Annotated in this window: 29 protein-coding genes and 1 pseudogene; 10 read left to right on the forward strand and 20 right to left on the reverse strand. The window is 49.5% G+C overall.

Going from position 1 to position 24787, the window contains the following annotated elements; translation table 11 throughout:
* Window positions 1–41: 41 nt before the first annotated feature.
* Together JOE21_RS01940 and JOE21_RS01945 are read left to right on the forward strand one after the other, a co-directional pair.
* Window positions 42–503, forward strand: coding sequence for a hypothetical protein (locus tag JOE21_RS01940; RefSeq protein ID WP_309861729.1), 462 nt, complete (start codon window positions 42–44; stop codon window positions 501–503).
* A gap of 109 nt (window positions 504–612) precedes the next feature.
* The gene (locus JOE21_RS01945; protein WP_309861733.1) at window positions 613–1194 is read left to right on the forward strand and encodes an NAD(P)H-dependent oxidoreductase; all 582 of its coding nucleotides are present in this window, start codon (window positions 613–615) and stop codon (window positions 1192–1194) included.
* A 62-nt stretch (window positions 1195–1256) separates the two neighbouring features.
* Here JOE21_RS01945 and JOE21_RS01950 read toward each other — a convergent pair whose 3' ends face one another.
* A complete protein-coding gene (locus tag JOE21_RS01950) occupies window positions 1257–1532 on the reverse strand; it encodes a LysM peptidoglycan-binding domain-containing protein (RefSeq protein WP_445347057.1) in 276 nt (91 codons plus the stop codon).
* A gap of 201 nt (window positions 1533–1733) precedes the next feature.
* Between JOE21_RS01950 and lexA the strand changes: the two genes are divergently transcribed.
* Both lexA and JOE21_RS01960 read left to right on the forward strand, forming a co-directional pair.
* Window positions 1734–2360: a transcriptional repressor LexA gene (lexA, locus tag JOE21_RS01955; RefSeq protein ID WP_309861735.1), complete on the forward strand. Its 627-nt coding sequence runs from the start codon at window positions 1734–1736 to the stop codon at window positions 2358–2360.
* A 211-nt stretch (window positions 2361–2571) separates the two neighbouring features.
* The gene (locus JOE21_RS01960) at window positions 2572–3735 is read left to right on the forward strand and encodes a hypothetical protein (RefSeq protein WP_309861738.1); all 1164 of its coding nucleotides are present in this window, start codon (window positions 2572–2574) and stop codon (window positions 3733–3735) included.
* A 66-nt stretch (window positions 3736–3801) separates the two neighbouring features.
* Here the strand turns inward: JOE21_RS01960 and arsC are convergent, their stop codons facing one another.
* The 3 genes from arsC to JOE21_RS01975 are packed head-to-tail and all read right to left on the reverse strand — an operon-like array spanning window position 3802 to window position 5923.
* Window positions 3802–4236: an arsenate reductase (thioredoxin) gene (arsC, locus tag JOE21_RS01965; RefSeq protein WP_309861741.1), complete on the reverse strand. Its 435-nt coding sequence runs from the start codon at window positions 4234–4236 to the stop codon at window positions 3802–3804.
* Window positions 4237–4261: 25 nt separating this feature from the next.
* A complete protein-coding gene (locus JOE21_RS01970; RefSeq protein WP_309861744.1) occupies window positions 4262–5563 on the reverse strand; it encodes an arsenic transporter in 1302 nt (433 codons plus the stop codon).
* A gap of 21 nt (window positions 5564–5584) precedes the next feature.
* Window positions 5585–5923 carry an ArsR/SmtB family transcription factor gene (locus JOE21_RS01975; protein ID WP_309861746.1) on the reverse strand — a complete coding sequence of 113 codons (339 nt, stop codon included), beginning with the start codon at window positions 5921–5923 and terminating at the stop codon, window positions 5585–5587.
* Window positions 5924–6103: 180 nt separating this feature from the next.
* Between JOE21_RS01975 and JOE21_RS01980 the strand changes: the two genes are divergently transcribed.
* The gene (locus tag JOE21_RS01980) at window positions 6104–6706 is read left to right on the forward strand and encodes a transglutaminase-like domain-containing protein (protein WP_309861747.1); all 603 of its coding nucleotides are present in this window, start codon (window positions 6104–6106) and stop codon (window positions 6704–6706) included.
* 129 nt (window positions 6707–6835) lie between these two features.
* Here JOE21_RS01980 and JOE21_RS01985 read toward each other — a convergent pair whose 3' ends face one another.
* From JOE21_RS01985 to JOE21_RS02015, 7 genes are all read right to left on the reverse strand, one after another.
* Window positions 6836–7186, reverse strand: coding sequence for a YxeA family protein (locus JOE21_RS01985; RefSeq protein WP_309861750.1), 351 nt, complete (start codon window positions 7184–7186; stop codon window positions 6836–6838).
* Between the two features lie 45 nt (window positions 7187–7231).
* Window positions 7232–9133, reverse strand: a complete 1902-nt coding sequence (locus JOE21_RS01990) for an ABC transporter permease (RefSeq protein WP_309861753.1) — start codon at window positions 9131–9133, stop codon at window positions 7232–7234.
* Window positions 9108–9878: an ABC transporter ATP-binding protein gene (locus JOE21_RS01995; RefSeq protein WP_309861756.1), complete on the reverse strand. Its 771-nt coding sequence runs from the start codon at window positions 9876–9878 to the stop codon at window positions 9108–9110. Before JOE21_RS01995 ends, JOE21_RS01990 begins: the two co-directional genes overlap by 26 nt.
* A gap of 74 nt (window positions 9879–9952) precedes the next feature.
* On the reverse strand, window positions 9953–10975 hold the full coding sequence (locus JOE21_RS02000) for a sensor histidine kinase (protein ID WP_309861759.1): 1023 nt from the start codon (window positions 10973–10975) through the stop codon (window positions 9953–9955).
* Window positions 10972–11673 carry a response regulator transcription factor gene (locus JOE21_RS02005; protein WP_309861762.1) on the reverse strand — a complete coding sequence of 234 codons (702 nt, stop codon included), beginning with the start codon at window positions 11671–11673 and terminating at the stop codon, window positions 10972–10974. The genes JOE21_RS02000 and JOE21_RS02005 overlap by 4 nt, the downstream gene beginning before the upstream one ends.
* A 228-nt stretch (window positions 11674–11901) precedes the next feature.
* A complete protein-coding gene (locus JOE21_RS02010; RefSeq protein WP_309861765.1) occupies window positions 11902–12435 on the reverse strand; it encodes a DinB family protein in 534 nt (177 codons plus the stop codon).
* Window positions 12436–12492: 57 nt separating this feature from the next.
* Entirely contained in the window at window positions 12493–12837 is a 345-nt protein-coding gene (locus tag JOE21_RS02015) for a hypothetical protein (RefSeq protein ID WP_309861767.1), read from the reverse strand.
* Window positions 12838–13053: 216 nt separating this feature from the next.
* Here JOE21_RS02015 and modA point away from each other — a divergent pair, with 216 nt between their 5' ends.
* The 3 genes from modA (at window position 13054) to JOE21_RS02030 (ending at window position 15115) form a co-directional block, all read left to right on the forward strand.
* Window positions 13054–13848, forward strand: coding sequence for a molybdate ABC transporter substrate-binding protein (modA, locus tag JOE21_RS02020; protein ID WP_309861769.1), 795 nt, complete (start codon window positions 13054–13056; stop codon window positions 13846–13848).
* On the forward strand, window positions 13845–14507 hold the full coding sequence (gene modB, locus JOE21_RS02025; protein WP_309861771.1) for a molybdate ABC transporter permease subunit: 663 nt from the start codon (window positions 13845–13847) through the stop codon (window positions 14505–14507). The genes modA and modB overlap by 4 nt, the downstream gene beginning before the upstream one ends.
* A 227-nt stretch (window positions 14508–14734) precedes the next feature.
* A complete protein-coding gene (locus tag JOE21_RS02030) occupies window positions 14735–15115 on the forward strand; it encodes a DoxX family protein (RefSeq protein ID WP_309861773.1) in 381 nt (126 codons plus the stop codon).
* 105 nt (window positions 15116–15220) lie between these two features.
* On the opposite strand, the gene JOE21_RS02035 is transcribed toward JOE21_RS02030, so the two are convergent.
* Window positions 15221–15718 carry a CarD family transcriptional regulator gene (locus JOE21_RS02035; RefSeq protein WP_374709293.1) on the reverse strand — a complete coding sequence of 166 codons (498 nt, stop codon included), beginning with the start codon at window positions 15716–15718 and terminating at the stop codon, window positions 15221–15223.
* Between the two features lie 261 nt (window positions 15719–15979).
* On the opposite strand from JOE21_RS02035, the gene JOE21_RS02040 reads away from it, so the two are divergent.
* A complete protein-coding gene (locus JOE21_RS02040; protein ID WP_309861776.1) occupies window positions 15980–16180 on the forward strand; it encodes a cold-shock protein in 201 nt (66 codons plus the stop codon).
* 91 nt (window positions 16181–16271) lie between these two features.
* Here the strand turns inward: JOE21_RS02040 and JOE21_RS17745 are convergent.
* From JOE21_RS17745 to JOE21_RS02070, 7 genes and pseudogenes are all read right to left on the reverse strand, one after another.
* Window positions 16272–16537 (reverse strand): annotated as a pseudogene (locus JOE21_RS17745) (VOC family protein); the annotation flags it as partial.
* 221 nt (window positions 16538–16758) lie between these two features.
* Window positions 16759–17931, reverse strand: a complete 1173-nt coding sequence (locus tag JOE21_RS02045; RefSeq protein WP_309861778.1) for a pyridoxal phosphate-dependent aminotransferase — start codon at window positions 17929–17931, stop codon at window positions 16759–16761.
* A gap of 54 nt (window positions 17932–17985) precedes the next feature.
* Window positions 17986–19191, reverse strand: coding sequence for an acetate/propionate family kinase (locus JOE21_RS02050; RefSeq protein WP_309861780.1), 1206 nt, complete (start codon window positions 19189–19191; stop codon window positions 17986–17988).
* Window positions 19188–20078, reverse strand: coding sequence for a 3-hydroxyacyl-CoA dehydrogenase family protein (locus JOE21_RS02055; RefSeq protein WP_309861782.1), 891 nt, complete (start codon window positions 20076–20078; stop codon window positions 19188–19190). Before JOE21_RS02055 ends, JOE21_RS02050 begins: the two co-directional genes overlap by 4 nt.
* A gap of 60 nt (window positions 20079–20138) precedes the next feature.
* Window positions 20139–21641 carry an AAA family ATPase gene (locus JOE21_RS02060; RefSeq protein ID WP_309861784.1) on the reverse strand — a complete coding sequence of 501 codons (1503 nt, stop codon included), beginning with the start codon at window positions 21639–21641 and terminating at the stop codon, window positions 20139–20141.
* Complete coding sequence (locus JOE21_RS02065) at window positions 21634–22161, reverse strand: hypothetical protein (RefSeq protein WP_309861786.1); 528 nt, start codon at window positions 22159–22161, stop codon at window positions 21634–21636. The genes JOE21_RS02060 and JOE21_RS02065 overlap by 8 nt, the downstream gene beginning before the upstream one ends.
* A gap of 120 nt (window positions 22162–22281) precedes the next feature.
* Window positions 22282–22950: a hypothetical protein gene (locus JOE21_RS02070; protein WP_309861788.1), complete on the reverse strand. Its 669-nt coding sequence runs from the start codon at window positions 22948–22950 to the stop codon at window positions 22282–22284.
* Between the two features lie 275 nt (window positions 22951–23225).
* Here JOE21_RS02070 and JOE21_RS02075 point away from each other — a divergent pair, with 275 nt between their 5' ends.
* The gene (locus tag JOE21_RS02075; protein ID WP_309861791.1) at window positions 23226–23414 is read left to right on the forward strand and encodes a hypothetical protein; all 189 of its coding nucleotides are present in this window, start codon (window positions 23226–23228) and stop codon (window positions 23412–23414) included.
* Between the two features lie 50 nt (window positions 23415–23464).
* Here JOE21_RS02075 and JOE21_RS02080 read toward each other — a convergent pair whose 3' ends face one another.
* Window positions 23465–24751: an amidohydrolase gene (locus tag JOE21_RS02080; protein WP_309862407.1), complete on the reverse strand. Its 1287-nt coding sequence runs from the start codon at window positions 24749–24751 to the stop codon at window positions 23465–23467.
* Window positions 24752–24787 lie beyond the last annotated feature (36 nt).

Consider the following 24787-nt stretch of genomic DNA (forward strand, 5'->3'; position numbering starts at 1 on the left):
ATATACATGGTACAAACCGTCCGCAGACGGGAGGGGACCGCGTGAGTGACAAATGGAAGCCGCTGTTGCGATCACTGCTCATTTATCTCACCATCATCGCAATCACCATATTGGGTACTCAATACTACCAGCAAAAACAGACACAGTCGTATATCCAAAGCTTTAAGGATAAGAAGGGCCAGCATATCCTAAATGAGATCTCCGATACCTACAAAATGACCATCGAGCACTACTCCAACTACAAGCTGAACAAAGAAAGAAAAAAAGAATTGATCAACAAACTAAACCGGTTGAGCAGTGAGCTGCGGAAAGTGGATGAACAGATCAATACCGGCGATGTGGGGGATCGCATTGACTTTTCCTTTATTTATCATGACATCAAGCTGGTCAATATCGCCCTGGCCGATACAACCAAAGACGATATCATCCCTGTCATCGTCCTCCACGGGATGGAGGGGCTCGGAGAACTGAAAAAAGAAATCACCTATATGGAATACCGATAGCGGATGTCCGTTATCGGTATTATTGTCAGGATCTTGCCATATTCCCCTCCTGTTTAAACCAACAAAGTTCGCTATAAATAAAGAGACTACCCATGGAGGAGGAGTCCCAATGTCCAAACGAATCCTGATTATCCAAGGTCATCCCCATCCGGACAGTTTATCGTCATCTCTCGCCCAAGCATATCAGCGCGGAGCCGAATCTACCGATCGGGACGTTCGTTTATTGGAACTGGACAAGCTCACTTTTGATCCTAATTTAGCTTACGGTTATAAAAAACGCATGCCTTTAGAAGCGGATCTGGAAACCGCCCAAGAATGGATTCATTGGTCGGATCATATTGTTTGGACGTTTCCAGTCTGGTGGGGAATGCCGCCTGCTCTGTTGAAGGGTTTTATCGACCGAGTATTTCTGCCCGGCTTTGCTTTTAAGTATCATGATAAGGGAGTCGGTTGGGATCGGCTGCTCACGGGCCGAACGGCGAGAGTCTTCATCACGATGGACGCCCCGTTTTGGTATTATCGTTGGGCATACGGAAAGCCCGCACACCGGGCTTTTAAGAGAATGATTATGGAGTTTTGCGGAATCCGCCCTGTGAGGTTTACCAACCTCTCTTCCGTTAAACACGCTTCGGAAGAACGAATTCGGCAATGGTTGAAAGAGGCGGAGCAGTTGGGCCGACAGGGAAAATAAGCGGCATACGAGGAGAAACGGTGAATGAACAGGAACGCCGCTCAAGAAAAGCGCCGTTCCTGTTAATCATATACGGGAACTTTTAACTCTTGACCCGGATGAATCACGGCTTCCCTCAATCCGTTGATTTCACGGATCACATTTACAACCTGGCGCACATCCCGATCCTGACCGGCCGCTTGTCTCGCAATCGACCATAACGTGTCCCCCGGCTGAACCTGGATTACCTGCATGTGATCGGGAGAAAGCGCCGCCCCCTCGTTCCTCCAAGCAAATGCCAAACATAGGATGAAGATCAAGGCGACGATTCCCCATCCGAATGGATTCATCCCCTTCACGGCTTCTCCCTCCGTTATCATTTTGGTACAAGCTATGTCGATCGATATCAGGTTATTACGGAACACATGTTCTGTCAAGCGGAAATTCGAACCTATGTTTGTACTTTTCCACATCTTCATGTATACTGGAAGAAACCATACGGAATCATGCCTGAAGCTGGGATATCCGCACACAAGAAGAATGGAAAGGGGATGAATGGCGTGTCCAAACTGTCACCGCGGCAACAAGCTATACTCAACTACATAAAGCAGGAAGTACGGGAAAAGGGGTATCCCCCCTCTGTCCGGGAAATCGGTGAAGCGGTCGGGCTGGCATCCAGCTCCACGGTACATGGACATCTCTCCCGTTTGGAGAAAAAAGGACTGATTCGCCGGGATCCCACCAAACCCCGTGCGATTGAGGTGTTGGATGAAGAAGACAGCCTGTTGCCGGACCTCGCCGCCAATACCGTCTTGGTTCCCTTGGTGGGAAAAGTAACCGCCGGTGAACCGATTACGGCAGTGGAAAACGTGGAGGATTATTTCCCTCTTCCCCGTCGCATGGTTGGCCAGGAAGATTCTGTTTTCCTTCTGTCGGTCCGCGGGGACAGTATGATCAACGCCGGTGTCATGGATGGGGACTACGTCCTTGTCCGTCAACAGCAATCCGCCGACAACGGAGACATCATCGTCGCCATGACCCCCGACTCGGAAGCGACGGTTAAACGCTTTTTCAAAGAGAAAAACCGAATTCGCCTGCAACCGGAAAACGATCAAATGGAACCCATCCTCCTGCCTGAAGTTACCATTCTGGGCAAAGTGATTGGCTTGTTCCGGGAGCTGCATTGATCAAACCGCGACAAAGACGTGGCTGCGAAAAGCAGCCTTTTTTTGTTTTTAAGCCATCAGAAAGCCCGGAACTCCATATGAAGGTCCGGGCTTTCTGATGCAGGAAACCACTCCCCCCATCCTTTGTCTACATAATAAGTCCTGATACAGAAATAATATAGTCGTCGATCATATAAGTTCCATAAACTTACACGATGTTTGGAGGGAAAGAATGCTTAGAGATGTTATTCGAACCATGGGGGTTGCATTAGCATTCGCTTTTTTTGTGTCGTTTGCCTTCTTATCACCAGCTTTAGCTATTAAAATGACGGATAAACCCATAATCACAGTAAGTGTGAGATCCAGTTCAACAGCAGCGTTCGAAAGTAAAATGGAATTAAGCAATGCCGAGATGACAAAAGCATGGCGAAAAGCCCAAAAGAAAAAAGCTGACGTTCCATTTTCTCTAACAGATATATATGTAACGATCCGGCAAGCGGGACAGGAACGCCATTTTCGGATGGAGTCCTCCGGGACATTATGGGATGAAACGACTAGGGAACGCCTGATCCTTCCCAAAAAAACGGCCAAAAAGCTCCAAAGTTATGGAAGAAAGCTTAGAGGGCATCATTACGGCAAATTGATCCCTTGGAAAGAAGCGAAGTACATTCTCCCTAAAAAGCACATGTTTACGGTCCTTGATTTAGAGACCGGTCTGTCGTTTCGTGTTCAGCGTCGAGCGGGCAGTAAACATGCCGACGTACAGCCACTTACAAAACAAGATACTAAAATAATGAAGCAGATTTATCACAATCGTTGGAGCTGGAATCGGAAAGCGATTCTGGTTCATTCGGGAAAGGAATGGTTGGCCGCATCCATGAACGGGATGCCTCACGGCGGCGGCGGTATTCGGAATAACGGCTTTTCCGGTCATTTTTGCATCCATTTTTCAGGCAGTACGACACATCGCTCAAAAGATCCGGATTTAACACATCAATTGATGATCAATAAAGCGGCAGGGAACGTAAGAGTGTTCTTACGTTCGGCAACTCCGCAAATGTTGGCGGAAAGCTTCATTGAAGCCCTGTCCCATCAGGATTCGGAAATCCTTCAACTGCTTTCCGAGGGCCTTACTCGGGAAAAACAGGACTTTTTTATGAGAGAGATGAAAAGGCTGACGTTCATTCGCTCGAAAAAACAGACAGGAGCCACGAATGAGAAGATCTCAGCTGATCTATTGTTCACCGAGGTTCGGTTGCCAGTAACCCTTTACCGCGACCGTAAAAAACAGAATACGACTTATTTGTTTCTACTCAGTCGAATCTCGGACCAGTCACCATGGTGTATTCAGGACATATTGACTGATGAAATTCAAAGTGACCGCAAAAAGGAGTAATCCCCCTTTTAGGGTCAACCTTGGGCAGTCATACCAGGTTCCACTTCGCAAAGAGCCGTCCCCTCATTAGGATCCTTCTATTTCCTCCGCAAATCGGCGGATTCGCTCTTCGATCTGGTCACGCACCCGTTGGAAGACAGCCCAGACTTCCTCTTCGGTCCCCTCCGCCTTAGCAGGGTCGTCAAAGCCCCAGTGTTGCCGATTGACCTGTGACGGGGTCATGGGACACTTGTCGTTGGCGTCCCCACACAAAGTGATGGCGTAATTGGCGGTGTTCAGGATCTGGGGGTCGATGATATCAGACGTCTGATCGGAAATGTCGATCCCCTTCTCCTCCATCGCTTTTACTGCCTTCGGGTTTAAACCGTGAGCCTCGATGCCGGCACTGTAGACGTTGAAGCGGTCCCCAAGGATCTTCCTGCCGAATCCTTCCGCCATTTGACTGCGACAGGAGTTGCCGGTGCAAAGAAAATAGATTGTTTTTTTTCCATTGTTGGTCATGATGAATTCCCTCCATCGATTGATATTAGTGGATCAAAATCAGCCAGATATACAGGCCGAACAGCGTAATCAGCAGTGTGGGAATGGTGAGGATGATGCCCACTTTAAAGTAATAACCCCAGGTAATCTTCACACCTTTGCGGGAGAGGACGTGAAGCCAGAGCAAGGTCGCCAGCGAACCGATTGGAGTAATCTTCGGTCCGAGGTCAGAACCGATCACGTTGGCATAGACCAACGCTTCCCGCATCAGTCCATCGGTTGCCGTAGCGTTAATGGCCAGGGCATTGATCATCACCGTCGGCATGTTATTCATGATGGACGACAGGATGGCAGCGATCAACCCCATACCTAAGGTTCCTGCCAATACCCCATGGTCCGCCGTCCATTGAATCACTCCAGCAAGCGTGTCGGTAAACCCGACGTTCTTCAAACCATAGACCACCACATACATGCCGATGGAGAAAACAACGACGGTCCAGGGGGCTTCTCTTACCAACTGCTTCGTCCGAATCACGGGGCTGCGCCGGGCGGCCAAAATGAACCAAATGGCTGCCGCACCGGCAATGATGGAGACGGGGACACCCAGCGGTTCGCTGAAGAGATATCCGATCAGCAAGATTCCCAGCATCACCCACGAGAGGCGGAAGAGACGGAGATCGTTGATGGCCTCCCGGGGCTTTTGCAGTTGAGAAAGATCATAGTTCTTCGGGATGCTCTTGCGGAAAAACAGGAATAAAACCAGGAGACTGGCTCCCAGCGCAAACAGATTGGGAACGATCATACGAGTGGCATACTCGACGAACCCGATTCCAAAATAGTCGGCGGAGACAATGTTCACAAGGTTGCTCACCACCAGCGGTAATGAGGTGGTGTCGGCGATAAAGCCACTGGCCATCACAAAAGCGAGGATCATTTTTTCCTCAAAGCGAAGGGCCCGGACCATCGCTAACACAATTGGGGTGAGAATCAAGGCCGCCCCGTCGTTGGCGAAGAAAGCCGCCACCGCCGCTCCTAACATAATGACATAGACGAACATCCTTCGTCCGTTTCCGCCGGCCAGACGCGCCATGTGAAGGGCCGCCCATTCAAAGAACCCGATTGCATCAAGAATGAGAGAGATCAAGATCACGGCGACAAATGCCAATGTCGCGTTCCACACAATCCCGGTTACGGTCCAAACATCAGATAGCGTCACAACACCAAACAGAAGGGCTAAAACCGCTCCTCCGGTCGCCGACCATCCGATCGATAATCCCCAGGGCTGCCAGATCACAAATAACAAGGTAATGGCAAAGATGAAAAAAGAAATCCAGGCTGATGACGTCATGGTTTCTCCCCTTATTTCTCTTTACTCGCACACCACTTTTTTGCCGCTCGCTTTTAACGCTTTAATCTCATGAGAAAGATCCGGCAGACTGTCCACTACAGACCGGAAATAGGGAAGCCGCTCTCCATCAAGAGAATAAATCACCCATTGACCCTGTCGGCGTTCCTTTACCAGCTTGACGTTTTTTAACTTACGCATATGCTGGGAAACCGCTGGTTGCGTCATCCCCAAAATCTCCACCAGCTCACAGACGCAAAGATCCTCTGTTTTTAACAGAGCCAACATTCGCAGACGGGTTTTATCCCCCATGGCTTTATTGCACTCGGCCAGCTCTTCCCACTCTAACTTCGTCGTGATCATCCCATCACCTCATCTGCATATAACCATATGCTTATTATATTGTCAAACCCATATGTGCCTCCTTCCAAATCATAGACGAAATGATTGGAAAGACAAAATTGAACGATACTGTCCCCCGCCCTGATGTTGTGTATAATTATATTTATTAATGAGTAAATATTCATATCTGGAGGGGTTGTGATGAATCTTTCCTGCCAATCCTCTGTATGGGAGGACTATCTGTCTGAATCAGATGAAGTGGATGTTTTCCATCCGTTAGTCCAACAGCGAGCAAGAGGGATACGCCGTTTGTATTCAACAGCAACAGATCGTATAAAATATACATTTGAATTTGTTCGGGATCAAATCCATCATTCATGGGATATCCAAAGTTCACGGGTCACCCGAAAAGCATCGGACGTACTGCGGTTTGGAGAAGGAATCTGCTATGCGAAATCCCACTTACTCGTAGCCTTATTACGAGCCCAGGAAATTCCGGCCGGATTTTGCTACCAACGGCTGACACGAGGAGATACTCCTGACACGGGATATGTCATACACGCCTTAAATGCTGTCTATCTCGATTCATTGGAAAAGTGGGTTCGGATCGATGCCAGAGGCAATAAACCGGGGGTGAATGCCGAATTTTCCCCTCACGTGGAACAGTTGGCTTTTCCGATCCGCCCGGAAATGGGTGAAGTCGAATATCCCATGATCTATGTAAACCCGCAAACATCCGAGGTGTTAAAAGAACATACCCACGCACTCGAACTGTGCCGGTATCATTTGCCAAGCGAGTTATAAATGCGATTGTTTTTCGATGACAATAGATGTTAGGATGATCTGCTATGTTGGTTATGGAGGTGGATATCGATGAATCACGTTGGAAATGTAACACAAAGCCTCCTCTATTTGAGGAGGCTGATCCTATGTTTAGGGTTGAAACTTTTCTCTGATGCTTGCCGGAAGGTCGTTTTTCTGTACTTCTTCATAGGTTTTCACCTGATCTTCCCCTTCGACATAAAGGCGCAGATAGGCACCTTCCCGAAGCTGACGAGCTTCCAAAGAGTCAAAGGAAAGCTCTTTTTCTTTCCCTTCTTTATCATATCCCTTCAATGTGTATACCCGTCTATTGTCAGAAGTCTCCCCTTCTCCATGAATCTGTACATAATACTCTTCCGTGCCGGACTTTTTAATAGTGGAGATCACTTTATCTCCGGCAACGAAAAGGACACCAACGAACAACACAGCGAGGCACAACAATAGGAGCATGATTTTTTTCATGATAAATCCTCCTTGATTGGTTTTCGTCATCTTCCCTGTCACTGATCACACCAATATTCGTTTGACCTGGACCAGATACCGATTGCAGACGACTCCGAAATACAGGAGTTGCAGCAGGAAGAATAAGCCGATCCCGACTGCCGCCGGTTTCGTAATAGACACATCCAGGACGGATTGACTCAACTGTAAGGCGAAAAAAGTATGGACAACGGCAACCATGAACGGAAGGAAAAACAGGATCGCAATCTGTACCATCACGGAACGTTTCATTTCCCATTCCGTCAAACCGATTTTGGAAACGGCACGATAATGATGTTGATCCTTCTCCAGATCGGCATACAGGCGAAAGTAGAGGAAACTGGCGGCAGCGAGGAAAAAGATCACCGCAACAAACAATCCGACAAATAGAACGGCGTTCATTCCCTGTTTGATTCCGATCAGTGAGGTACCGCGAGCGAAGAAATACTCCCCTTCTCGATCCAGATCGGATGATTGAAGAAATTGTTGCCCCAATTTGTTTTCCAGAGAATCCGTTTGCGGAAATTGGTGCAGCCATTCGGGAACGACGTAGGTGATATACGTGTGCGTCGATTCAGGCGGTGCATGGTCCGACAACGTTTGGTAATCGTTGTCCGGCACCACATAAATCAAAAAGGCTCGGGGTAAAAAGCTCGCCTGAGATTCACCAGAAAGCTGGAACGACTGATCGGCTTTCGTCACGGTTAATTGTTTGGGAATAAATTCCTTTTCAGCCTCTGCCGCCTTTAACACCAGCGTTTCCCCGGATTGAAGCTTCTGCGTTTCCCACCCCAGTGCTTGGGTCATCTGGTGATAGTCCGACCATTTCATAAATGCTTCCGGATCCGGATAACCCGACTCTTCCACCGAATGAAAAACTAGTCGGGTCTTTAATTTGTCAAACGAAACCTCCGCTTTGCCCAATTCTTGATCGATGAGCCGGGTTGCCTCTTCCCTTGGCACTTTTCCTTCGGATAGATAATAAAAAGCGAAGGGCTCATTTTCCATCATGCGCATCAGCGACTTTTCAAGGGCCATAAAATTTCCGATGGCGGTAAAGGCTACAGCGAACACCATGGTCACTAAAAAAAACAAGCGCGTGTTGTCTTTTATTCGGTAGGCCAGATCGGATAACCACAGGATGCGGCTTCCTTTCCAAAAAAAAGACCGTTTACTCTTTAACCAGCGAACCAGATAAACACTGAGTTGAGAGAAGAAGAAATAGGTTCCGACGATCGTACAGATCATGATCCAGAGCAAAGGGGCATTCCGTATTCCTTGGCTGGCCAAGTAATAGGCCATAAAGAGTGTCCCTACAGACAACAACACCAAAAGTAGCGAAGCCTTGGGCTCTGCTTTGGGCTTTATACTTCCTTTCAGCAGACCGATGACATCGCTGTTTTGGATCATCGATCGCGTAAAGAAAGGAATGATTAAGAAGAGAATCAAAAAGGCACCGATGGTTAACCCCAGTGCTTTTACCGGAAAATAAAAGGACAACTCCTTCAGATCGAAAACAGCTGCCGCTGCCAAGAAAAAGGCTTTGGTCAACAAGATGCCCATCAGTACACCGACGAAGATCGACACGACACCGATGATCAGGTTTTCCAAAAACAACAGGCGATTAAGCTGCTGGTTGGATATTCCCAAGACCGTGAGCACACCGAATTCCCTCTTGCGTACTTTTAGAAAATGGCCAACGGAATAGAGAACAAACAGAAAGGAAAACCCGTAAATAATCACCTCCGCCGCAGCCATTCCTTCCCGGATAAAACTCCCCAGATTGGGGTCTTTACCGATATCGGGATGAAAAATGAATGCAGCATAGATGAAAAAGATCATGATGGAAAAAATGCTGCTGAAAAAGAAAGCCAAGTAATGACGGGTGTTGCGTTTGACATTGTTAAACGCGAACTGACGAAAGGTCATGGGTGTTCCCTCCCATCAGGGACAATACATCGATGATCTCCTGGAAAAAAGCCTGCCGCTTATCGCCTCGGTGAATCTCGTTATACAGTTGGCCGTCCTTGATAAAGATCATCCGATTGCAGTAACTGGCTGCCAAGGGATCATGGGTGACCATCAGGGTAGTGGTTCCCAGGGTTTGATTGATGGATTCCAACATTTCCATTACATCTCGGGAGGCCTTGGAATCCAAGTTTCCTGTCGGTTCATCCGCTAATAGCAACGAGGGGGAATGGATAATGGCCCGAGCGATCGCAGCCCGCTGTTTTTGACCACCCGACACTTCATAGGTGCGTTTGTCCAAAATCGGGGTGATCCCCAGCTTTTTCGCCACTTCGGCCAACTTTTGATCCATCTCTTCTATGCTTTTTTTGTCCAAGGTAAGCGGCAATACGATGTTTTCACCAATGGTCAGGGTATCCAGTAAATTGTAATCCTGAAAGACAAAACCGAGATGGCGCCTACGAAAGATCGCCAGTTCTTTTTTCTTTAGTTGATAAGGATTTTTCCCGTGGATCCGTACCTCTCCGGAAGTGGGAGAATCGATCGTGGACACCAGGTTGAGAAGTGTCGTCTTTCCGCTGCCGGAAGGGCCCATGATCCCAACAAACTCGCCTTGATTTACCGTTAAGTTGATATCGGAAAGGGCGCGGTGGGTCACCTCCCCTCCGTAAATTTTGCTCAGATGCTTCACCTTCAGCATTTCCAATGGCTTTTTCTCCTTCCTGTGGGGCGTTGGAACTGCTTTAACTGTAGCGGATTGCCAGGATCCCTTCTATTGATTTACCTTAACCCTTCCTTACTTTCATGTAAGGGTACAGGGGGAACCGGTGACAGAAAGATAATCCGTACCGTTGTTCCCTTCCCCACTTTCGACGTCAGCTCCACACCGTGGTTAAGCCTTCGGCAAACCTCACGGACCAGATAGAGGCCCATCCCTGTCGATTCGGGGTATTTCCTGCCGTGCTCCCCTGTAAAATACGGCTCAAATACCCGCTGGAGATCTTTTTTGGGAATTCCGATCCCGTAATCCGTCACTTGAAGGACTGCATGGGGTCCACGCATCCAGGAAGAGAGGACGATTTTCTCTCCTGTTTCCACTGAATACTTCACAGCATTCGTCAGCAGCTGTCCCAAAACGAAAGCAAGCCATTTTTCGTCTGATTCCACAGTCAGTGTTTCGTCCACATAAACCTCCGGATAGACACGGTTGCGGATGAACAAGCCCTTGTTCTCCTGGATCACCTGATGAACTACCGTGTTCAGACGAACGGGTTCCACATGGAAATCCTGCTCAAAAGAATCCAGCCTGGCTGTGTGTAGAACCGTTTCCAACCCTTTTCCGATTCGATCCGACTCCTCTCGGATACTGTCGAAAATCGGGTCGTCTTCATCCTGGATGGTAAGGTGAATCACAGAGAGAGGGGTTTTCATCTGATGAACCCACTGATTGATAAAGGTAACGTGATTGCGGATTTTGCTTTCGTAATGATGCAATTCGCCTTTGTAATGCTGATATTGTGTTTTCAATAGTTCATTCAGCGCTTTGGACAGAGGATTCCCCCCTCGGTCCCGAATCGATTCATCCAGCGTTTCCATGGGAAAAGTCAACCGGTAGTAAAAAGAGCGCAGACTCCAATAGCGGTAGCACAGATAACCGACAAAGAGAACCGCACTCAACAATGCGGCATAAAGGGCGATCCACCAGTTCTGAAAGCCGGCAAGGCGATAGATGCCCAGGATCAGAACCAGTTGCAGACCATATATGATCAAAAGGGGAATCTGTTCCCTTAGAAACAGCCTCATCCCTGCTCCCCCCAGGTTGCCTTCAGGCGATATCCGGTTCCGCGCACGGTCTCCAGCGCCCCCTCGATCCCCAGCTCCTTCAATTTCTTCCGCACCCGTGTCACATAGACATTCAGGGTGTTGTCATCCACAAACTGCTGGTCATCCCACAGCTTTTCCAAAAGCCGGGTCCGGCTGACCACACGTCCGGACCGTTCCATCAGCTTTTCCAGGAGCATCGCCTCTTTTTTGGCCAGATGGGCTGTTTGACCCTTCCAGCTCAGTTCCAATCGCTCGGGATATAAGATAAGCCCCGACCATTCCACCGTCTTTTCTTCCGCTTGCATGGCATAGGACCCGTAAGCTCGACGCAGGTGGCTTCGAATCTTTGCGATCACCACCTCATAGTAAAACGGCTTGGTGATATAATCGTCCGCCCCGTTTTCCAAAGCCATCACCTGATCCATTTTGCTTTCCCGGGCGGAGATGAACAATATCGGGCACGTCGAGACGGCACGGATTTGCCGGCACCAATAATAACCGTCAAAGCTGGGCAGGTTGACATCCAACAATACCAGATCCGGACGGTTCTCATGAAAGTAATCGATCACTCGTTCAAAGTCGCTGACGACCAGGGTTTGATATCCGTACTTTTCGATATGAGACTGAAGCAATTCGCATATTTTCGGATCGTCTTCCACGATCATAATCGTCGACATCCCGATCTCCTCCTATAAAGTTTTCGTATACCTTCAGACATTTCGGATGAACTAAGGATACCATGTTGTCTAATCCATCCATACTCTTCCCTCCGCTCCATTAAAAATAAAGCCCGGCCCCTTCGCTTCCAGGGTGCCGGGCTTTTCTCAAATGTTTGTTACATCCTTTGAGCAATATAAAGCAAATGCGGCGATATCCCAAGAACAGAAGGATCGGGTGAAGTTTCCCTAGTCCCCTCCCCTACTGCAACACTCCTCCTCCAATCGTCTCTTTTGGTGCAAATGATGGCGAAAATGCATGGGGATCAGTTGGAACCATTCCAAGGCGTTTAACCAGCCGAGCCTGGGGTGATGTAACTTGTTTTCTACCGGGGCGGAAGCCAGCTTGGGTTCCGCCCCCCTCACTTTTTCAACCAAATCCAATAGCTGTTCTTTTGTCTGTTTGGGGTCTGTTAGATTTTCAGGCGTAAACTCGGGCCGATCCGGAAGCTTGATTTTTATCGGGGGAAAATCGCCCTTCTCGAAGAGTTTCTGGCCCCAGTCCGTTTTTTGTCCACCGGGTTCCCCTTGACCGTTTGCACATTTCTCGATCAAACTGATTTGATACGTGGTGAAGGTTAGTAAATGTTGATACATTTGGCCCAGAGACCATTCGTCTGGTGCCGGCTTCTGTGCAAACTGCTCAGGGGAATATTGATCCAACGTATGGATGTATTCCGTCGCTGTCTCTTCAAATTTTTGCAAAACGACTTTTGTGTCCATTTGAGTTAATCCTTTCTATAGGAGGGTTTTTATAAGACGGTTTGGTTGGGGGTATTCTCAAGGGTATGGTGAATAGTGATTATTAGTTTGTTTTGCAAACCAGTCTATTGATTTAGATAGCAATTTCCCTATCCCTTTCTCCGAAAAATCACTTTTTCCCTTCTTGAACACGAAGGTCATTTTCGCTTTGGACTTACTTGAACAGAATTGAAAAAACATAAAAAAGAACCTGGTTGATTCCAGGCTCTCCTCTTCTTCCGCCTTCCCCTCAGCTTGCTCTTCTGCAAGCATGATCCGTACATAGTCCCGATGGTTATAGATTCCTCGGTGTACCAGGGGCTTCACCACTTGAGAATGGATCCTTTTTGGGCCGAATACCTGTCTCATCATTTGCTTAATCATGTGTGACAACCCCTTTCACCTATGGAATCAAGAGGCTTTTCCTCTTCTATATCGGGTGTATCACTATCTATATTCCCCCTGTTATCAGGATGAAACCTTTATTCCGATTGATTCCTCACTTTTTTTAAATATTTTCACCCTTTGACGGAAGGGAAAAGACGCTGGAAGACAAGCGTGGTATAGTTAACTTAAGTAGACGGACTGGGAGGATTCGGGATGAGCACCAAGCGAAATCGTTTTTTTCGGTGGATGGCGGTTTGGGTGAGTGTAGGAATGATGGCAGCGTGCTCTCAAGAAAAAGCACCTGCTGCACCGGAAAAAGAAGACATCGAACTTTCGGTGTTTGCCGCCGCCAGCTTAAAAGATGCCGTAACAGAAATTCAAGAAACCTATAAACAAAATCAACCGGAGGTCCGATTGGTTCCTCATTTTGCATCCTCCGGGAAGCTACAAAGGCAGATCGAACAGGGAGCATCGGCGGATTTGTTCCTCTCTGCCGGAAAAAAAGAGATGAACGCGTTGTTGGAAAAGGATCATATCGATCCGGATCACCACATTGACCTGCTCGAAAATCAGCTAACTTTAATCGTCCCCAAACAAAACGGGAATAAATGGACCAGCATGGAAGATCTCACCGAGGCGGAAAGAATTTCGATCGGACAACCGGACACGGTACCGGCCGGGAGCTATGCCAAACAAGCCCTGGAAGACTTGGGACTATGGGAGGAATTGCATTCCCGAATCGTGTTTTCCGGTGATGTTCGTCAAGTTCTTACCTATGTGGAAACCAACAATGTGGACGCCGGACTCGTTTATCGGACCGACGCCCAACACTCAAACAAAGTCACTGTGGCGGCGACCGTCGATCCGGACAGCCATCAGCCGATTCGTTATCCGGTGGGAGTATTAAAAGCTTCTAAACACCCGGAAGAAGCCCGCAAGTTGTATGAGTGGCTGCAGGGAGAAAAAGCCCGGGCCATCTTTGAAAAATACGGATTTGATGCCCAATGAGCCCGGATTTTTGGTCCCCCATTCGCTTATCCCTGGAAGTCGCATCAGTTGCCAGCATTCTCGTTTTTGGGTTGGCATTGGCGGCCGCCGGGTGGATGAAGGGTCGCACATTTGCCGGCAAGTCGGCGTTGGAAACCCTGTGGATGCTGCCGTTGGTATTGCCGCCCTCAGTCGTCGGGTTTGGTTTGTTGGTGATGCTGGGGAGAAACAGTACAGTGGGACAAGCGATCGAGTGGGTATTCCGCCAACCCTTGGTATTTACATGGTGGGCAGCGGTCATCGCCGCAGTGGTTGTTGCGTTTCCGTTGGCCTATCAAACCATCAAAACAGGATTGGAATCCGTTGATCCCGATTTGGAAGATGCTGCCCGGTCCATGGGTGCCGGAGAAATCCAGTTGCTGTGGTATATCAGCATTCCCCTCGCTTGGCGTTCCATGATCACCGGTTATACACTCGGTTTTGCACGGGCACTGGGTGAGTTTGGGGCCACTTTGATGTTTGCCGGAAACATCCCGGGAAAAACACAAACCCTGCCTACTGCCATCTATATCGCCACCGAATCAGGTGATATGATGTTGGCCACTTACTGGGTGGCAGCGACTGTCTTGGTTTCCTTCGGCCTGTTGAGTATCGTCCACTGGTTGAAACGGCGCTCTTAACCTCCCTCCCCTCCTGTATTTGGTTGTACATCAGGACTTCCTGAAGTTTTGGATGAGTTCGGTGCTCTCCGCCGGACAGGAGCATACTTTTCCAAGCAAAAAGGGGTAGGTGATGAATGACTTCTTCCGTCGGATGATCCAATACCGCAATCGATAAGAAACCGTCACTTCTCTTCTATGTTATGGTGAGAGCACACAATAACTTGAATGACAAGGAGAAACGTGTGATGAATAAGTGGTGGGCATACGCAGGTTGGATCGGAATAGTGGTCATTGCTTTACTCTTTATTCAGGCAGGAGTTCTTAAACTAATCGGTGAACAAACAACCGTGGAGGGCTTCGAGCAGATGGGTTATCCCGCGTGGTTCCGTATCGCAATAGGTGTATTGGAAATTACCGGTGCGATCGCGTTAATCATACGGGCTTCCTCCCGTTACGGAGCAGTGTTATTGGCGTCGATTATGGTCGGTGCCATTCTATCCGTTCTTTTGAAAGGTCAGGCTGGAGAGGGAATCCTGCCCGCTCTTTTTCTTTGCTTTCTTATATGGATCGCAGTAGTAAGAAAACCGACAAATCGTTGCAAATCAAAAGAAACCATGATTTCCTGAAAAGCCCCGGACTAATGCGGTACCGAGGACAACACTCCTTTGCACCGCATTTTCCTCCAATATGTAAAAACCCCCTCTCTACCCAATGGGTGAAAGGGGAGTGTTCTATCGATGGACGGCCTCATCCAAGATAGAAGCCGCTTGTTCTTCTGTCAAATTCTTTACTAAAGCCAATTCACTGACTAAAATACGTTTGGCATCGTCCAACAGCTTTTTGTCTCCTGTCCCCAGGGATCTTTTTTTACAAATGTGCTCCAAATCGCGAATCACTTCTGCTCCTTTGTAGACATCGCCGCTTTTGATTTTCTCCATGTTCAAACGATATCGTTGATTCCAAGCAATGGAAGAATCGGATTCCACTTCGTCGAATAGGAGCAACACCTGATCCATCATGCCGGCACTGACAACCTTGCGCAAGCCTACAGACGAGACCTGATCCCTAGGAAGCATGATCTTCACTCCGCCGACAGGCATCTTCATCACGTAATACCATTGTTTTTTGCCCAAGATCTCTTTTTCTTCAATGGCCTCAATGACCCCCGCACCATGCATCGGATAAACGACTTGATCCCCAATCTCGAACAGAAAACCACCTCCATACAACCCTTTATAACCATGATACCACAATCAATCACAAAAATAAAATATTATACCACACAAAAATAATAATGGTCAATCATTATTATTTGCAAAAAAACCGCTTTGAAATTACGGAGGAGGTGTGCTATACTCATCTAAGGTTGTAATATTGAGGTATATAATTCGCATGTAAGAAAGGATTATGATCTCATTTTGTCATCCTTTCTTACATGCGAATTTTTACTGGAAAATATTTTCAACACACTATTTTTGGAGGTTTTACCCATGATTGAAGGTACCGTGAAGTGGTTCAATGCTGAAAAAGGGTTTGGGTTTATCGAAGTGGAAGGCCGGGACGATGTATTCGTCCATTATTCCGCAATCAGTGCTGAAGGTTTCAAATCCCTGGACGAAGGCGACAAAGTCCAGTTTGAAATCACCCAAGGCAACCGTGGTGACCAAGCTCAAAACGTGGTGAAGCTGTAAGGCGGATCCCCTTACGGAATGCTGACATTTTGTCAGCATTCTTTTTTTTGGGGTCCCGCCAGCCATTTAACAAAACCTTACACCATGCGATTCATGTTTTTGCTTCATATGCTTTCTTCAAACCTTCGATATCAATCTTTTTCATTTGAAGCAGTGCTTGCATCACTCTTTGTGATTTTACAGGATCGGGATCATTCAACATCTCCCCTAAGACGACAGGAACAATTTGCCACGATACGCCATACTTGTCTTTTAGCCAGCCGCATGGTTCTTTTTCTCCCCCTCAGAAAGCTTTTCCCACAGCTCATCTACTTTCTCCTGGGTCTCGCAGTTAACGAAAAACGATATAGAAGGCGAGAATAAGTCGTGATTTCTTCTGGATTGCTCCTTTTATATCTTCAAGCTTCCCATCGATTCCCGTTTGAAGCAGGTTATGTTGAATCTCCTTATTTCCCATACGGGAAACAAGGAAATGGCTCCTGTAGAATACAGGAGCCATTTAGAGAGAACGACTGATGAGATTTTTAAGGGTTTACTTTTAAAGTACGTGTACTTACAAAACATAAGTCTCGCCTAGGTCACTTCGCGATAAAGGACTCCATGCGATCCATTGCTTTTTCCAGCTCTCCCATGGATGTGGCATAAGAGAGACGTACATGGTCAGGAGAGCCAAAAGCGGATCCCGGAACCAAAGCCACTTTTTTCTTCTCCAGCATGGCTTTCACCCAATCATCCACCGAGTCGAAACCCGCTTCGGCCGCCGCTTGCGCCACGTTGGCAAACACGTAGAACGCTCCTTGCGGGGTATCAACGGATACACCGGGCATCCGGCTCAATCGTTCCACCACATAGTCGCGCCGCTCGCGGAAGGCTTTTTTCATTTCCGCCACCGGTGTCTGGTCTCCGTTAAGGGCCTCCAGAGCAGCATATTGAGCGACAGAGGTGGGGTTGGAAGTGCTGTGACTGGCCAAGCTGGTCATCGCCTTGATGATGCGGGCGTCGCCGGCAGCGTAGCCGATCCGCCACCCCGTCATGGAATAGGTTTTGGAGACGCCGTTGATGATGACCGTCCGGTCCTTCAGTCCGTTTAGGGTAGCGATGCTGACGTGGTGTTGATCCCCGTAAATCAATTCTTCGTAGATTTCATCCGAAAAGATCAAAAGGTCGTTTTCCCGGCAGACTTCACCGAGTGATTGTAACTCTTCGGCGGTATACATCGCTCCGGTGGGGTTGGACGGACTGTTGATCAAAAAGGCCACGGTACGGTCAGTAATCGCTTCCTTCAGCTGCTCCACCGTCACCTTGAACCCATTTTCCTCCCTGCTCTCAATCACCACGGGCACACCACCAGCCAGCTTCACCTGCTCGATATAGCTCACCCAGTACGGCGCGGGAACAATGACTTCGTCTCCCGGATCCAGGGTCACCTGAAACAAGTTGTAGAGGGCATGCTTGGCGCCCACTGTCACCGTCACTTCGTCACGGCTGTAGGTGAGGCCGTTATCCCGCTCGAACTTGGCGATAATCGCATCCTTCAGTTCCGACACGCCGCCTGCGGGTGTATACTTGGTCTGCCCCTCCCGCATAGCGCGGTCAGCGGCTTCCAGGATCGGTTCGGGAGTGTTGAAATCCGGTTCACCCGCACCCAAACCGATGACATCGTGGCCCTGCTGGCGCAACGATTTGGCCATGGCTGTTACCTCAATCGTTTTGGAAGGGGTTAACTGTTGCACGCGTTGAGACAATTTCATCGATGAAAGGGCTCCTCTCTGCTTCTGGTCGCCATCATTGTACCACAGACCGTCTTACAATGCGCTTTCCACCAGTCGTTTTGTCTCACGAGCAATCATCAATTCCTCATCTGTGGGAATAACCAACACCTTCACCTTTGATTCCGGCGTGCTAATCACCTGAGGACCGCGGGGAAGGTGAGCATTTTTCTCCTTATCCAGTTCTACCCCGAGGTAGGTTAGTGCGCGGCAGGTCCATTCCCGGACCAGCGATGCGTTCTCCCCCACTCCGGCGGTAAAGATAATCGCGTCCACTCCGTCCATCGAGGCTGCATATGCGCCGATGGTTTTTCGCAAGCGATACGTATACATCTGAAGAGCCAGTTTGGCTTGCTTGTTGCCTTCAAACGTACCTTCCACGATCTCCCGCATATCACTGGAGAGGCCCGACACACCAATGAGACCGCTGTGTTTGTTCATCATGGAGGTCACTTCCCCCAGGGTCAGCTCCTCCTTGGCCATGACAAACGGAACAATGGCCGGATCGATATCCCCGCAGCGCGTCCCCATCATCAATCCTTCCAGAGGAGTCATCCCCATACTGGTGTCCACCGATTTGCCGTCTTGAATGGCGGTACAGCTGGCCCCGTTTCCAATATGACAGGAGATCAGCTTTAAGGTTTCCAGAGGCTGTTCCAACAGAGCGGCCGCTTGTTGCGACACATATTGGTGTGATGTCCCGTGGAATCCGTAACGGCGTACCTTGTGCTTGTTGTACAGCACCCGAGGCAACGCGTAAAGATAAGCATAGTCCGGCATGGTCTGATGAAACGCCGTATCGAACACCGCCACGTGCTCCGCATGGGGCAGGTGATGACGGGCAGCATGGATTCCCGACAGATTCGGGGGGTTATGTAGCGGAGCCAGGTCCACATTCTCCTGTATGGCCCTCACCACATCGGCATCAATCCGCACCGATTCGGAAAAGGACTCCCCTCCGTGCACCACCCGGTGCCCCACGGCTGCCACTTCCTCTACCGACTGGAGAACTCCCGACTCCCGGTCCACCAACAGGGCCAGTACCTTATTCAACCCTTGCCGATGATCCAAGATCTCCGCGGTCTCCACCCACGGCTCTCGGTCCGTCACCCGGTGGGTCAAAATAGAGCGGTCCGAGCCGATGCGCTCCACCAATCCCTTAGCCAATACATCTTCCCGATCCATATCGAACAACTCGTATTTGATCGACGAACTGCCGCAGTTGATCACCAGCACTTTCACCGCGGTCCCTCCTTCCCGATACGATCCCCGTCTTCGTCATACCGGAAAAACCCTTCTCCTGTTTTCACACCCAAGTGTCCCGCCCGCACCATCTTCTTCAGAAGCGGAGCGGGCCGGAACTTGTTGTCTCCATATTCTCGGAACAGTCGTTCCATCGCCGCCAGAACCGAATCCAACCCAAAACGGTCCGCCATTTCCAACGGACCGTATGCAAACTGATATCCGCGCTTCATCGCCGTATCGATCGCTTCCGGCGAAGCCACCCCTTCCATCAAGGTGTATAACGCTTCATTGATCAGGATGACAATCAGCCGTGTCGTCACAAAGCCGGGGGATTCGTATACCTCCACCCCAACCAGATGAATTTGTTCCAGCAGCGCTTTCACTTCGTCCACGGTTTCCGGACTCGTCTTCAACCCGCGGACCACCTCCACCAGATCCACACGGGTCGTGGGGTGAACAAAATGAAGGCCGATCACCCGTTCGGGGCGCCGAGTGACGGCCGCCAATTCGGTTAAACTTAAAGTGGAGGTATTGCTGGCCAATATCGTGTCTGCAGGACACAAGCGGTCGCAGCGGTCAAACACTTCTTTTTTGGCTTCCAAATCCTCCGTAATGGTTTCAATTACCAGATCGGCGTGATGAAGCGGTGTATCTTCATCGGTAAAATGAATGCGGGAAAGAATCGCTTTTTTCTCCGCCTGGGTAATTCCCCATTTGGAAAGCTGCTTGTCCAGACTCAACTCAATGAAGTGACGCGCCTGTTCCGCCAGCGCTTGTGTTTTTTCGATTACACTCACCTCAAAACCTTTCGTGGACAACAACTCCGCGATTCCTTGGCCCATCGTGCCACCGCCGTATACGACGATGTGTTGAATATCCGACAAAACCCATTCTCCTTCCTAACATTCAGCCCCCTGATTATAAAAGGGAACCTTCCCGCAGGATTACGTGTTGGCCGCTGCGGGTTCTTGCGTATAAGGCTTCAATATTTCCCGGAATTGATCTCCTGACAACACCTCTTCTGTTAACAGGATCGGAAGAGCAGCGTCAAAGACCGGGGAATAACGATCCAACAGCCGGACCGTCTGATCATGAAGTTCCTTTAGTATCTTAGCAGATTCTTGATGGAGTGTCTCATGGGACACCAAATCTTTATCAATGATTCCCAAATCCGACAAACCTGCTTCGATTAACGATCGGGTGTAGCGATTCGCTTGTTCGTAATCGTTTTTAGCACCAGTGGAGCGGTTGCGGTATACCTGTTCTTCTGCAGCTGCACCGGCCAAACAAATCATAATTTGGTCTTCGATGTGCTTTCGGGTATAAAGATAACGATCCTGTCCAGGATGGTGGCGTACGTATCCCAATGCTTGTCCCCGGGGCGACAACGATACTTGGGATACGGAGCCAGGGCGTACCCATTCGGACATGATGGCATGTCCCAATTCATGGATGGCCACCCGTTCCCGCTCTTCCTGGGTGGTTTCCCGGTCCGTTTTTTCCCCCATCATCACCTTGTCAATCGCCAGAGAAAGGTGCTCCTGACGAATCGTCTCACTGCCGTCCCGCATCGCATAAATGGCCGCTTCATTGGTCAGACTCTCCAACTGGGCCCCGGAAAAGCCGAATGTTTCCACGGCGACTTGTTCCAACTCCACCTCGTCCGCCAGAGGTTTATTCTGGATATGCAATTCCAGGATGGACAAGCGTGCTTTTTTATCCGGTAAGTCCACCGTAATGTGTCGATCGAAACGTCCAGGGCGCAACAACGCGGAATCCAGCATATCTTTACGGTTGGTTGCTGCCACCACCAACACTTGAACCTCTTGGTCGGTGGCGATCCCGTCCATCTCGGTCAGCAATTGATTTAATGTCTGGTCATATTCCCGATGCTGAGCACCTGCCCGTTGACCACCGATGACATCAATTTCGTCGATAAATACGATCGCACTCTGTTTCCCGTTTTTCTTTGCCTCTTTACGGGCTTCCTGAAACAACTCCCGGATCCGTTGGGCACCCACACCCACATACATCTCGATAAATTCGCTTCCCGATGTGGAAACAAACACAGAATCGGTGTAGTGAGCAGCCGCTTTGGCCATCAGCGTTTTACCCGTTCCCGGAGGGCCGGACAACAGGATCCCCTTAATGGGTCGAATCCCGTATTGCCGGATCCGATTCCGGTGAATCAAAAAATCGAGTGCTTCCCGCAGTTCTTTTTTGGCTCGTTCTTGCCCTCCGATCTGATCAAACGAAATCGTCGGAACCGCGTCCTTTTGATAGAGACGTTTCTTTTTTCCTGTCCCCAAACCGGGGCGAGAACGCATCACGAACCATACCAAACCGGCAATCGCGGCAAGAACCAACACCGGTACAGGGCTAAATCCCAAGTACCACAAAAAGACCAAGACAGCCGGGGCTGTTCCCGCCGTGATTCCTTTACCCATTATCCTTCACCCCACTTTCCCTCTTATGCAGGGGAAGAATTTGATACATCCGCGCGTCTCCCCGCTTGATTTCCACATACAAATGGGTCTCGTCCATAGCAACCTGACTTTCGGCTCCGGAGGGAGTGAATGTTTTCACCGCTTCCGGGATATTCGAATACTGTTGGTTAGCCAGACCCTCCTTTACACCAAAAAGCATTTCGTTCCATGCTTGTGTAAGCACATCATCCGGCCGATCAATCAATTCTATTTCCAACAGGCGCCCTCCCGCAATCGTCGTCAGTTGTTCCCGCAAGGATGGATAATCCCGTGTTAATGAAAAATCGGAATCGGTTTCCAAGCGGATGCTGATCCGGTCGGGAGACACCTCTTTTTTCTTCAGTGTGACATGAGGGGTTTGTGCCACCGTCTCTTCAATGGGACGGTCCACCTGTGTCCATTGGTAGGCCGTGTATCCCCCGAACAGTACTGCCAAGGCCACAACGAGAGCTGTCACGGCCACGGGCCAACGAATGGACATCACCTTCCCCCTCCTTTCTACCCGATATATCAGAAATAACAATAATAGTATATCACATAATATATACTCAGACAGGAGCACCGCTGGAATCCTGCGGTGCTCCTGTCTGGGGTTATCGCCCTATTTATCGGATTTAAACGTGTATCGGATCGTTTCGCTGGAATCACTCTCTTCTAATGGAATGATTTGCATGACCATCTCACGTAACTCGGTTTCATCAAATTGAAACCGATAACGAAAGATAAACTTGCGACTGGCTTGGCTGGCAGCCCCTTCATGGTATGCTTCTCCCATCCACCGACCCAGTTTATCCCCCATCTCTTCTTTATTCAGATCCGCCACATACCAATCCTGACCGTCTTTTGTCTCCGTACTCACCCGTTGAACGGACTCGCGCACCAACTTCATATGGTCCCGGGGAGAGACCAATCCAAATTGACGGGTGGTCAACGTTTCAGTCTGCTCTCCATGAGTTAAATGGATGGTTCCATCTTCCTGTTCAATTCGGATCGTTTCCTCTTCCTCATCGGCACTGATCAGTATCCATTTTCCGTCCGTTTCTTTCCCTTTAAAGGGAGTGCCGTCTTGTAGCTTCAACGTGAATACCACTTCTTCCCGCTCCATCTGTTCATCCACCCGTTTTAAAAACTGACGACTTTCCCTTTCGGAATGTTCCTCTTTCGTGGATTCTTTCTGCGTCGGTGACGGTTTGGCCGCCAAATCATCGTTCGTACACCCCAGAAGCCCCGTACAGAGGAGCATGGACAACAGGATCCAACCGATTCGCACCGCTGTCCCTCCCTCCAAACACACTATAGTCCCAATGTACGAATCCACTGTCCCATATATCACCGAAAGTAAAAAAAGCACCATCAGGTGCAAACAGGAAAATGGGATTTCAATCTGTGTCGAGGTCAGCACGTACCTTATGAAAAATCACAAAAAAGGCGGAGGCAGCAACAACCTCCGCATCATCCGGATATTCCGCATCCCATTAACAAAAATGTGTTAGTCATACTCCCTCCGGGGGAGGTGACAATAACAGTACACAAGGAGGTGAGCCAATGGATGCTTTTTCGTCCCCCGGCCGGATCTTGGAGGAGCTTCACGGGCACTTCCCCGCCGAGGAACTGGAAGCGATCCAAACCCTTCTCCAGGTCGAGGCTTGGGCGTCTCCCTCCTCACGCCAGAAGAGGGGGGCGGAAGTGAATATCCCTTTGCGCTATCACCTGGAGATTGAGTTAAGTGAGTAACTTATTTCTATTGTAACTTGATTACTCCTGCCTATACCCCATCCCAGTAATTACCTGCCATCATCGGGCAGGTTTTTTTCTGGGGCAATGGCATGAAAAGCCTGTTGGGCCTCCCAGCGTATTTTTTCTTCATCCAGGGTAAGCAGCTGGCGGTTCCGCATCAACGGACGGCCATCCACATAAACGTCTTGTACATCGGCGCTGGACGCGGCGTAAACCAGGTGGGAGACGAGATCATGAGCCGGTTGCATATGGGGGCCGGTCAGGTCGACCGAGATGAAATCAGCTTTTTTGCCGGGCTCCAGCGTTCCAATTTCCTTTTCCAGAAAAAGGGCCTCTGCCCCAAATCGGGTTCCCATCGCCAGTGCCTGAATCGCCGGTACCGCTTCCGGGTTCTGCTCGGCTCCTTTGTGGATGAGTGCAGCCAACTGGATTTCACCCAGCAAGTCCAGATTATTGTTACTGGCAGCTCCGTCCGTGCCTAGAGCGGGCTTCAACCCATAGCGGAACATGAGGGAGATCGGTGCGATTCCGCTCCCCAATTTTAAGTTGCTGCCCGGGTTATGGGAGATCTTGACGCCTCTGTCCGCAAGCAGGGCGATCTCTTCATCATTGACATGGACGGCATGAGCCACCAACGTGGGGCGCCGAAAAACACCCAACCGATCCAAATGCTCCACCGGTCGGACTCCATAATCGTTCACATTTTGCTCCACTTCCGCCATCGTTTCCGACAGATGAGTGTGAATCGGTTGATCGAGGGACTCCGCTTGCTCTACAATTTGGCGGATATAATCAGGAGGACAGGTATAGGGAGCGTGAGGCCCCAGCATGGTTGTAATCCGTCCATCCGCTCCACCGTCCCAATCCCGCACAAACTGTACAGCCTCTTCCAGTTTGCTTCGTCTTTCCACCTCCGACCCCAGACCGATCACCCCTCTGCACAGACGCGCCCGTATACCGGAATCCGCCACGACTTGTGCCACTTCATCCATATGGTCGTACATATCGGCAAAACAAGTCGTCCCTCCCCGGATCATCTCCAATACGGCCAAACGGGTACCTGCCTGCACTTGCTGTGCTTGAAAACGGGCTTCCATCGGCCACATGTGTTTCTCCAGCCATATCTGTAGTGGCAAATCGTCCGCATACCCTCGCAGAAGTGTCATAGCGGCATGATTATGGGTGTTAACCCAACCCGGAAGCAACAGCCGGTCCTTCATATCCACCAGCTCATCCCATTCCTGCTTCGGCGGCAACCCGTTACCCACCCAGGCGATCCGGTCTCCATCCACCAGCATCGCGGCGTCGGTGAGCAGGGGCTCCCTCTCCTTCATCGACAATATCGCTCCACGGGTAAATAAACGTTTCAT

The organism is Desmospora profundinema (assembly GCF_031454155.1).
GTDB classification, from domain to species: Bacteria; Bacillota; Bacilli; order Thermoactinomycetales; family DSM-45169; genus Desmospora; species Desmospora profundinema.

Excerpts from the sequence above, each read along its gene's own strand:
- JOE21_RS01960 (WP_309861738.1), top strand. The coding sequence starts at position 2,572 with ATGCTTAGAGATGTTATTCGAACCATGGGGGTTGCATTAGCATTCGCT.
- JOE21_RS02000 (WP_309861759.1), bottom strand. The coding sequence starts at position 10,975 with ATGAGGCTGTTTCTAAGGGAACAGATTCCCCTTTTGATCATATATGGT.
- JOE21_RS01975 (WP_309861746.1), bottom strand. The coding sequence starts at position 5,923 with ATGATCACGACGAAGTTAGAGTGGGAAGAGCTGGCCGAGTGCAATAAA.
- JOE21_RS02080 (WP_309862407.1), bottom strand. The coding sequence starts at position 24,751 with ATGAAGGAGAGGGAGCCCCTGCTCACCGACGCCGCGATGCTGGTGGAT.
- JOE21_RS01945 (WP_309861733.1), top strand. The coding sequence starts at position 613 with ATGTCCAAACGAATCCTGATTATCCAAGGTCATCCCCATCCGGACAGT.
- JOE21_RS01985 (WP_309861750.1), bottom strand. The coding sequence starts at position 7,186 with ATGAAAAAAATCATGCTCCTATTGTTGTGCCTCGCTGTGTTGTTCGTT.
- JOE21_RS02030 (WP_309861773.1), top strand. The coding sequence starts at position 14,735 with ATGAATAAGTGGTGGGCATACGCAGGTTGGATCGGAATAGTGGTCATT.
- JOE21_RS02040 (WP_309861776.1), top strand. The coding sequence starts at position 15,980 with ATGATTGAAGGTACCGTGAAGTGGTTCAATGCTGAAAAAGGGTTTGGG.
- JOE21_RS02065 (WP_309861786.1), bottom strand. The coding sequence starts at position 22,161 with ATGTCCATTCGTTGGCCCGTGGCCGTGACAGCTCTCGTTGTGGCCTTG.
- JOE21_RS02005 (WP_309861762.1), bottom strand. The coding sequence starts at position 11,673 with ATGTCGACGATTATGATCGTGGAAGACGATCCGAAAATATGCGAATTG.
- JOE21_RS01990 (WP_309861753.1), bottom strand. The coding sequence starts at position 9,133 with ATGACCTTTCGTCAGTTCGCGTTTAACAATGTCAAACGCAACACCCGT.
- JOE21_RS02015 (WP_309861767.1), bottom strand. The coding sequence starts at position 12,837 with ATGATTAAGCAAATGATGAGACAGGTATTCGGCCCAAAAAGGATCCAT.
- JOE21_RS02010 (WP_309861765.1), bottom strand. The coding sequence starts at position 12,435 with ATGGACACAAAAGTCGTTTTGCAAAAATTTGAAGAGACAGCGACGGAA.
- JOE21_RS02060 (WP_309861784.1), bottom strand. The coding sequence starts at position 21,641 with ATGGGTAAAGGAATCACGGCGGGAACAGCCCCGGCTGTCTTGGTCTTT.
- JOE21_RS02075 (WP_309861791.1), top strand. The coding sequence starts at position 23,226 with ATGGATGCTTTTTCGTCCCCCGGCCGGATCTTGGAGGAGCTTCACGGG.
- arsC (WP_309861741.1), bottom strand. The coding sequence starts at position 4,236 with ATGACCAACAATGGAAAAAAAACAATCTATTTTCTTTGCACCGGCAAC.
- modB (WP_309861771.1), top strand. The coding sequence starts at position 13,845 with ATGAGCCCGGATTTTTGGTCCCCCATTCGCTTATCCCTGGAAGTCGCA.
- modA (WP_309861769.1), top strand. The coding sequence starts at position 13,054 with ATGAGCACCAAGCGAAATCGTTTTTTTCGGTGGATGGCGGTTTGGGTG.
- JOE21_RS01980 (WP_309861747.1), top strand. The coding sequence starts at position 6,104 with ATGAATCTTTCCTGCCAATCCTCTGTATGGGAGGACTATCTGTCTGAA.
- JOE21_RS02045 (WP_309861778.1), bottom strand. The coding sequence starts at position 17,931 with ATGAAATTGTCTCAACGCGTGCAACAGTTAACCCCTTCCAAAACGATT.
- JOE21_RS01970 (WP_309861744.1), bottom strand. The coding sequence starts at position 5,563 with ATGACGTCATCAGCCTGGATTTCTTTTTTCATCTTTGCCATTACCTTG.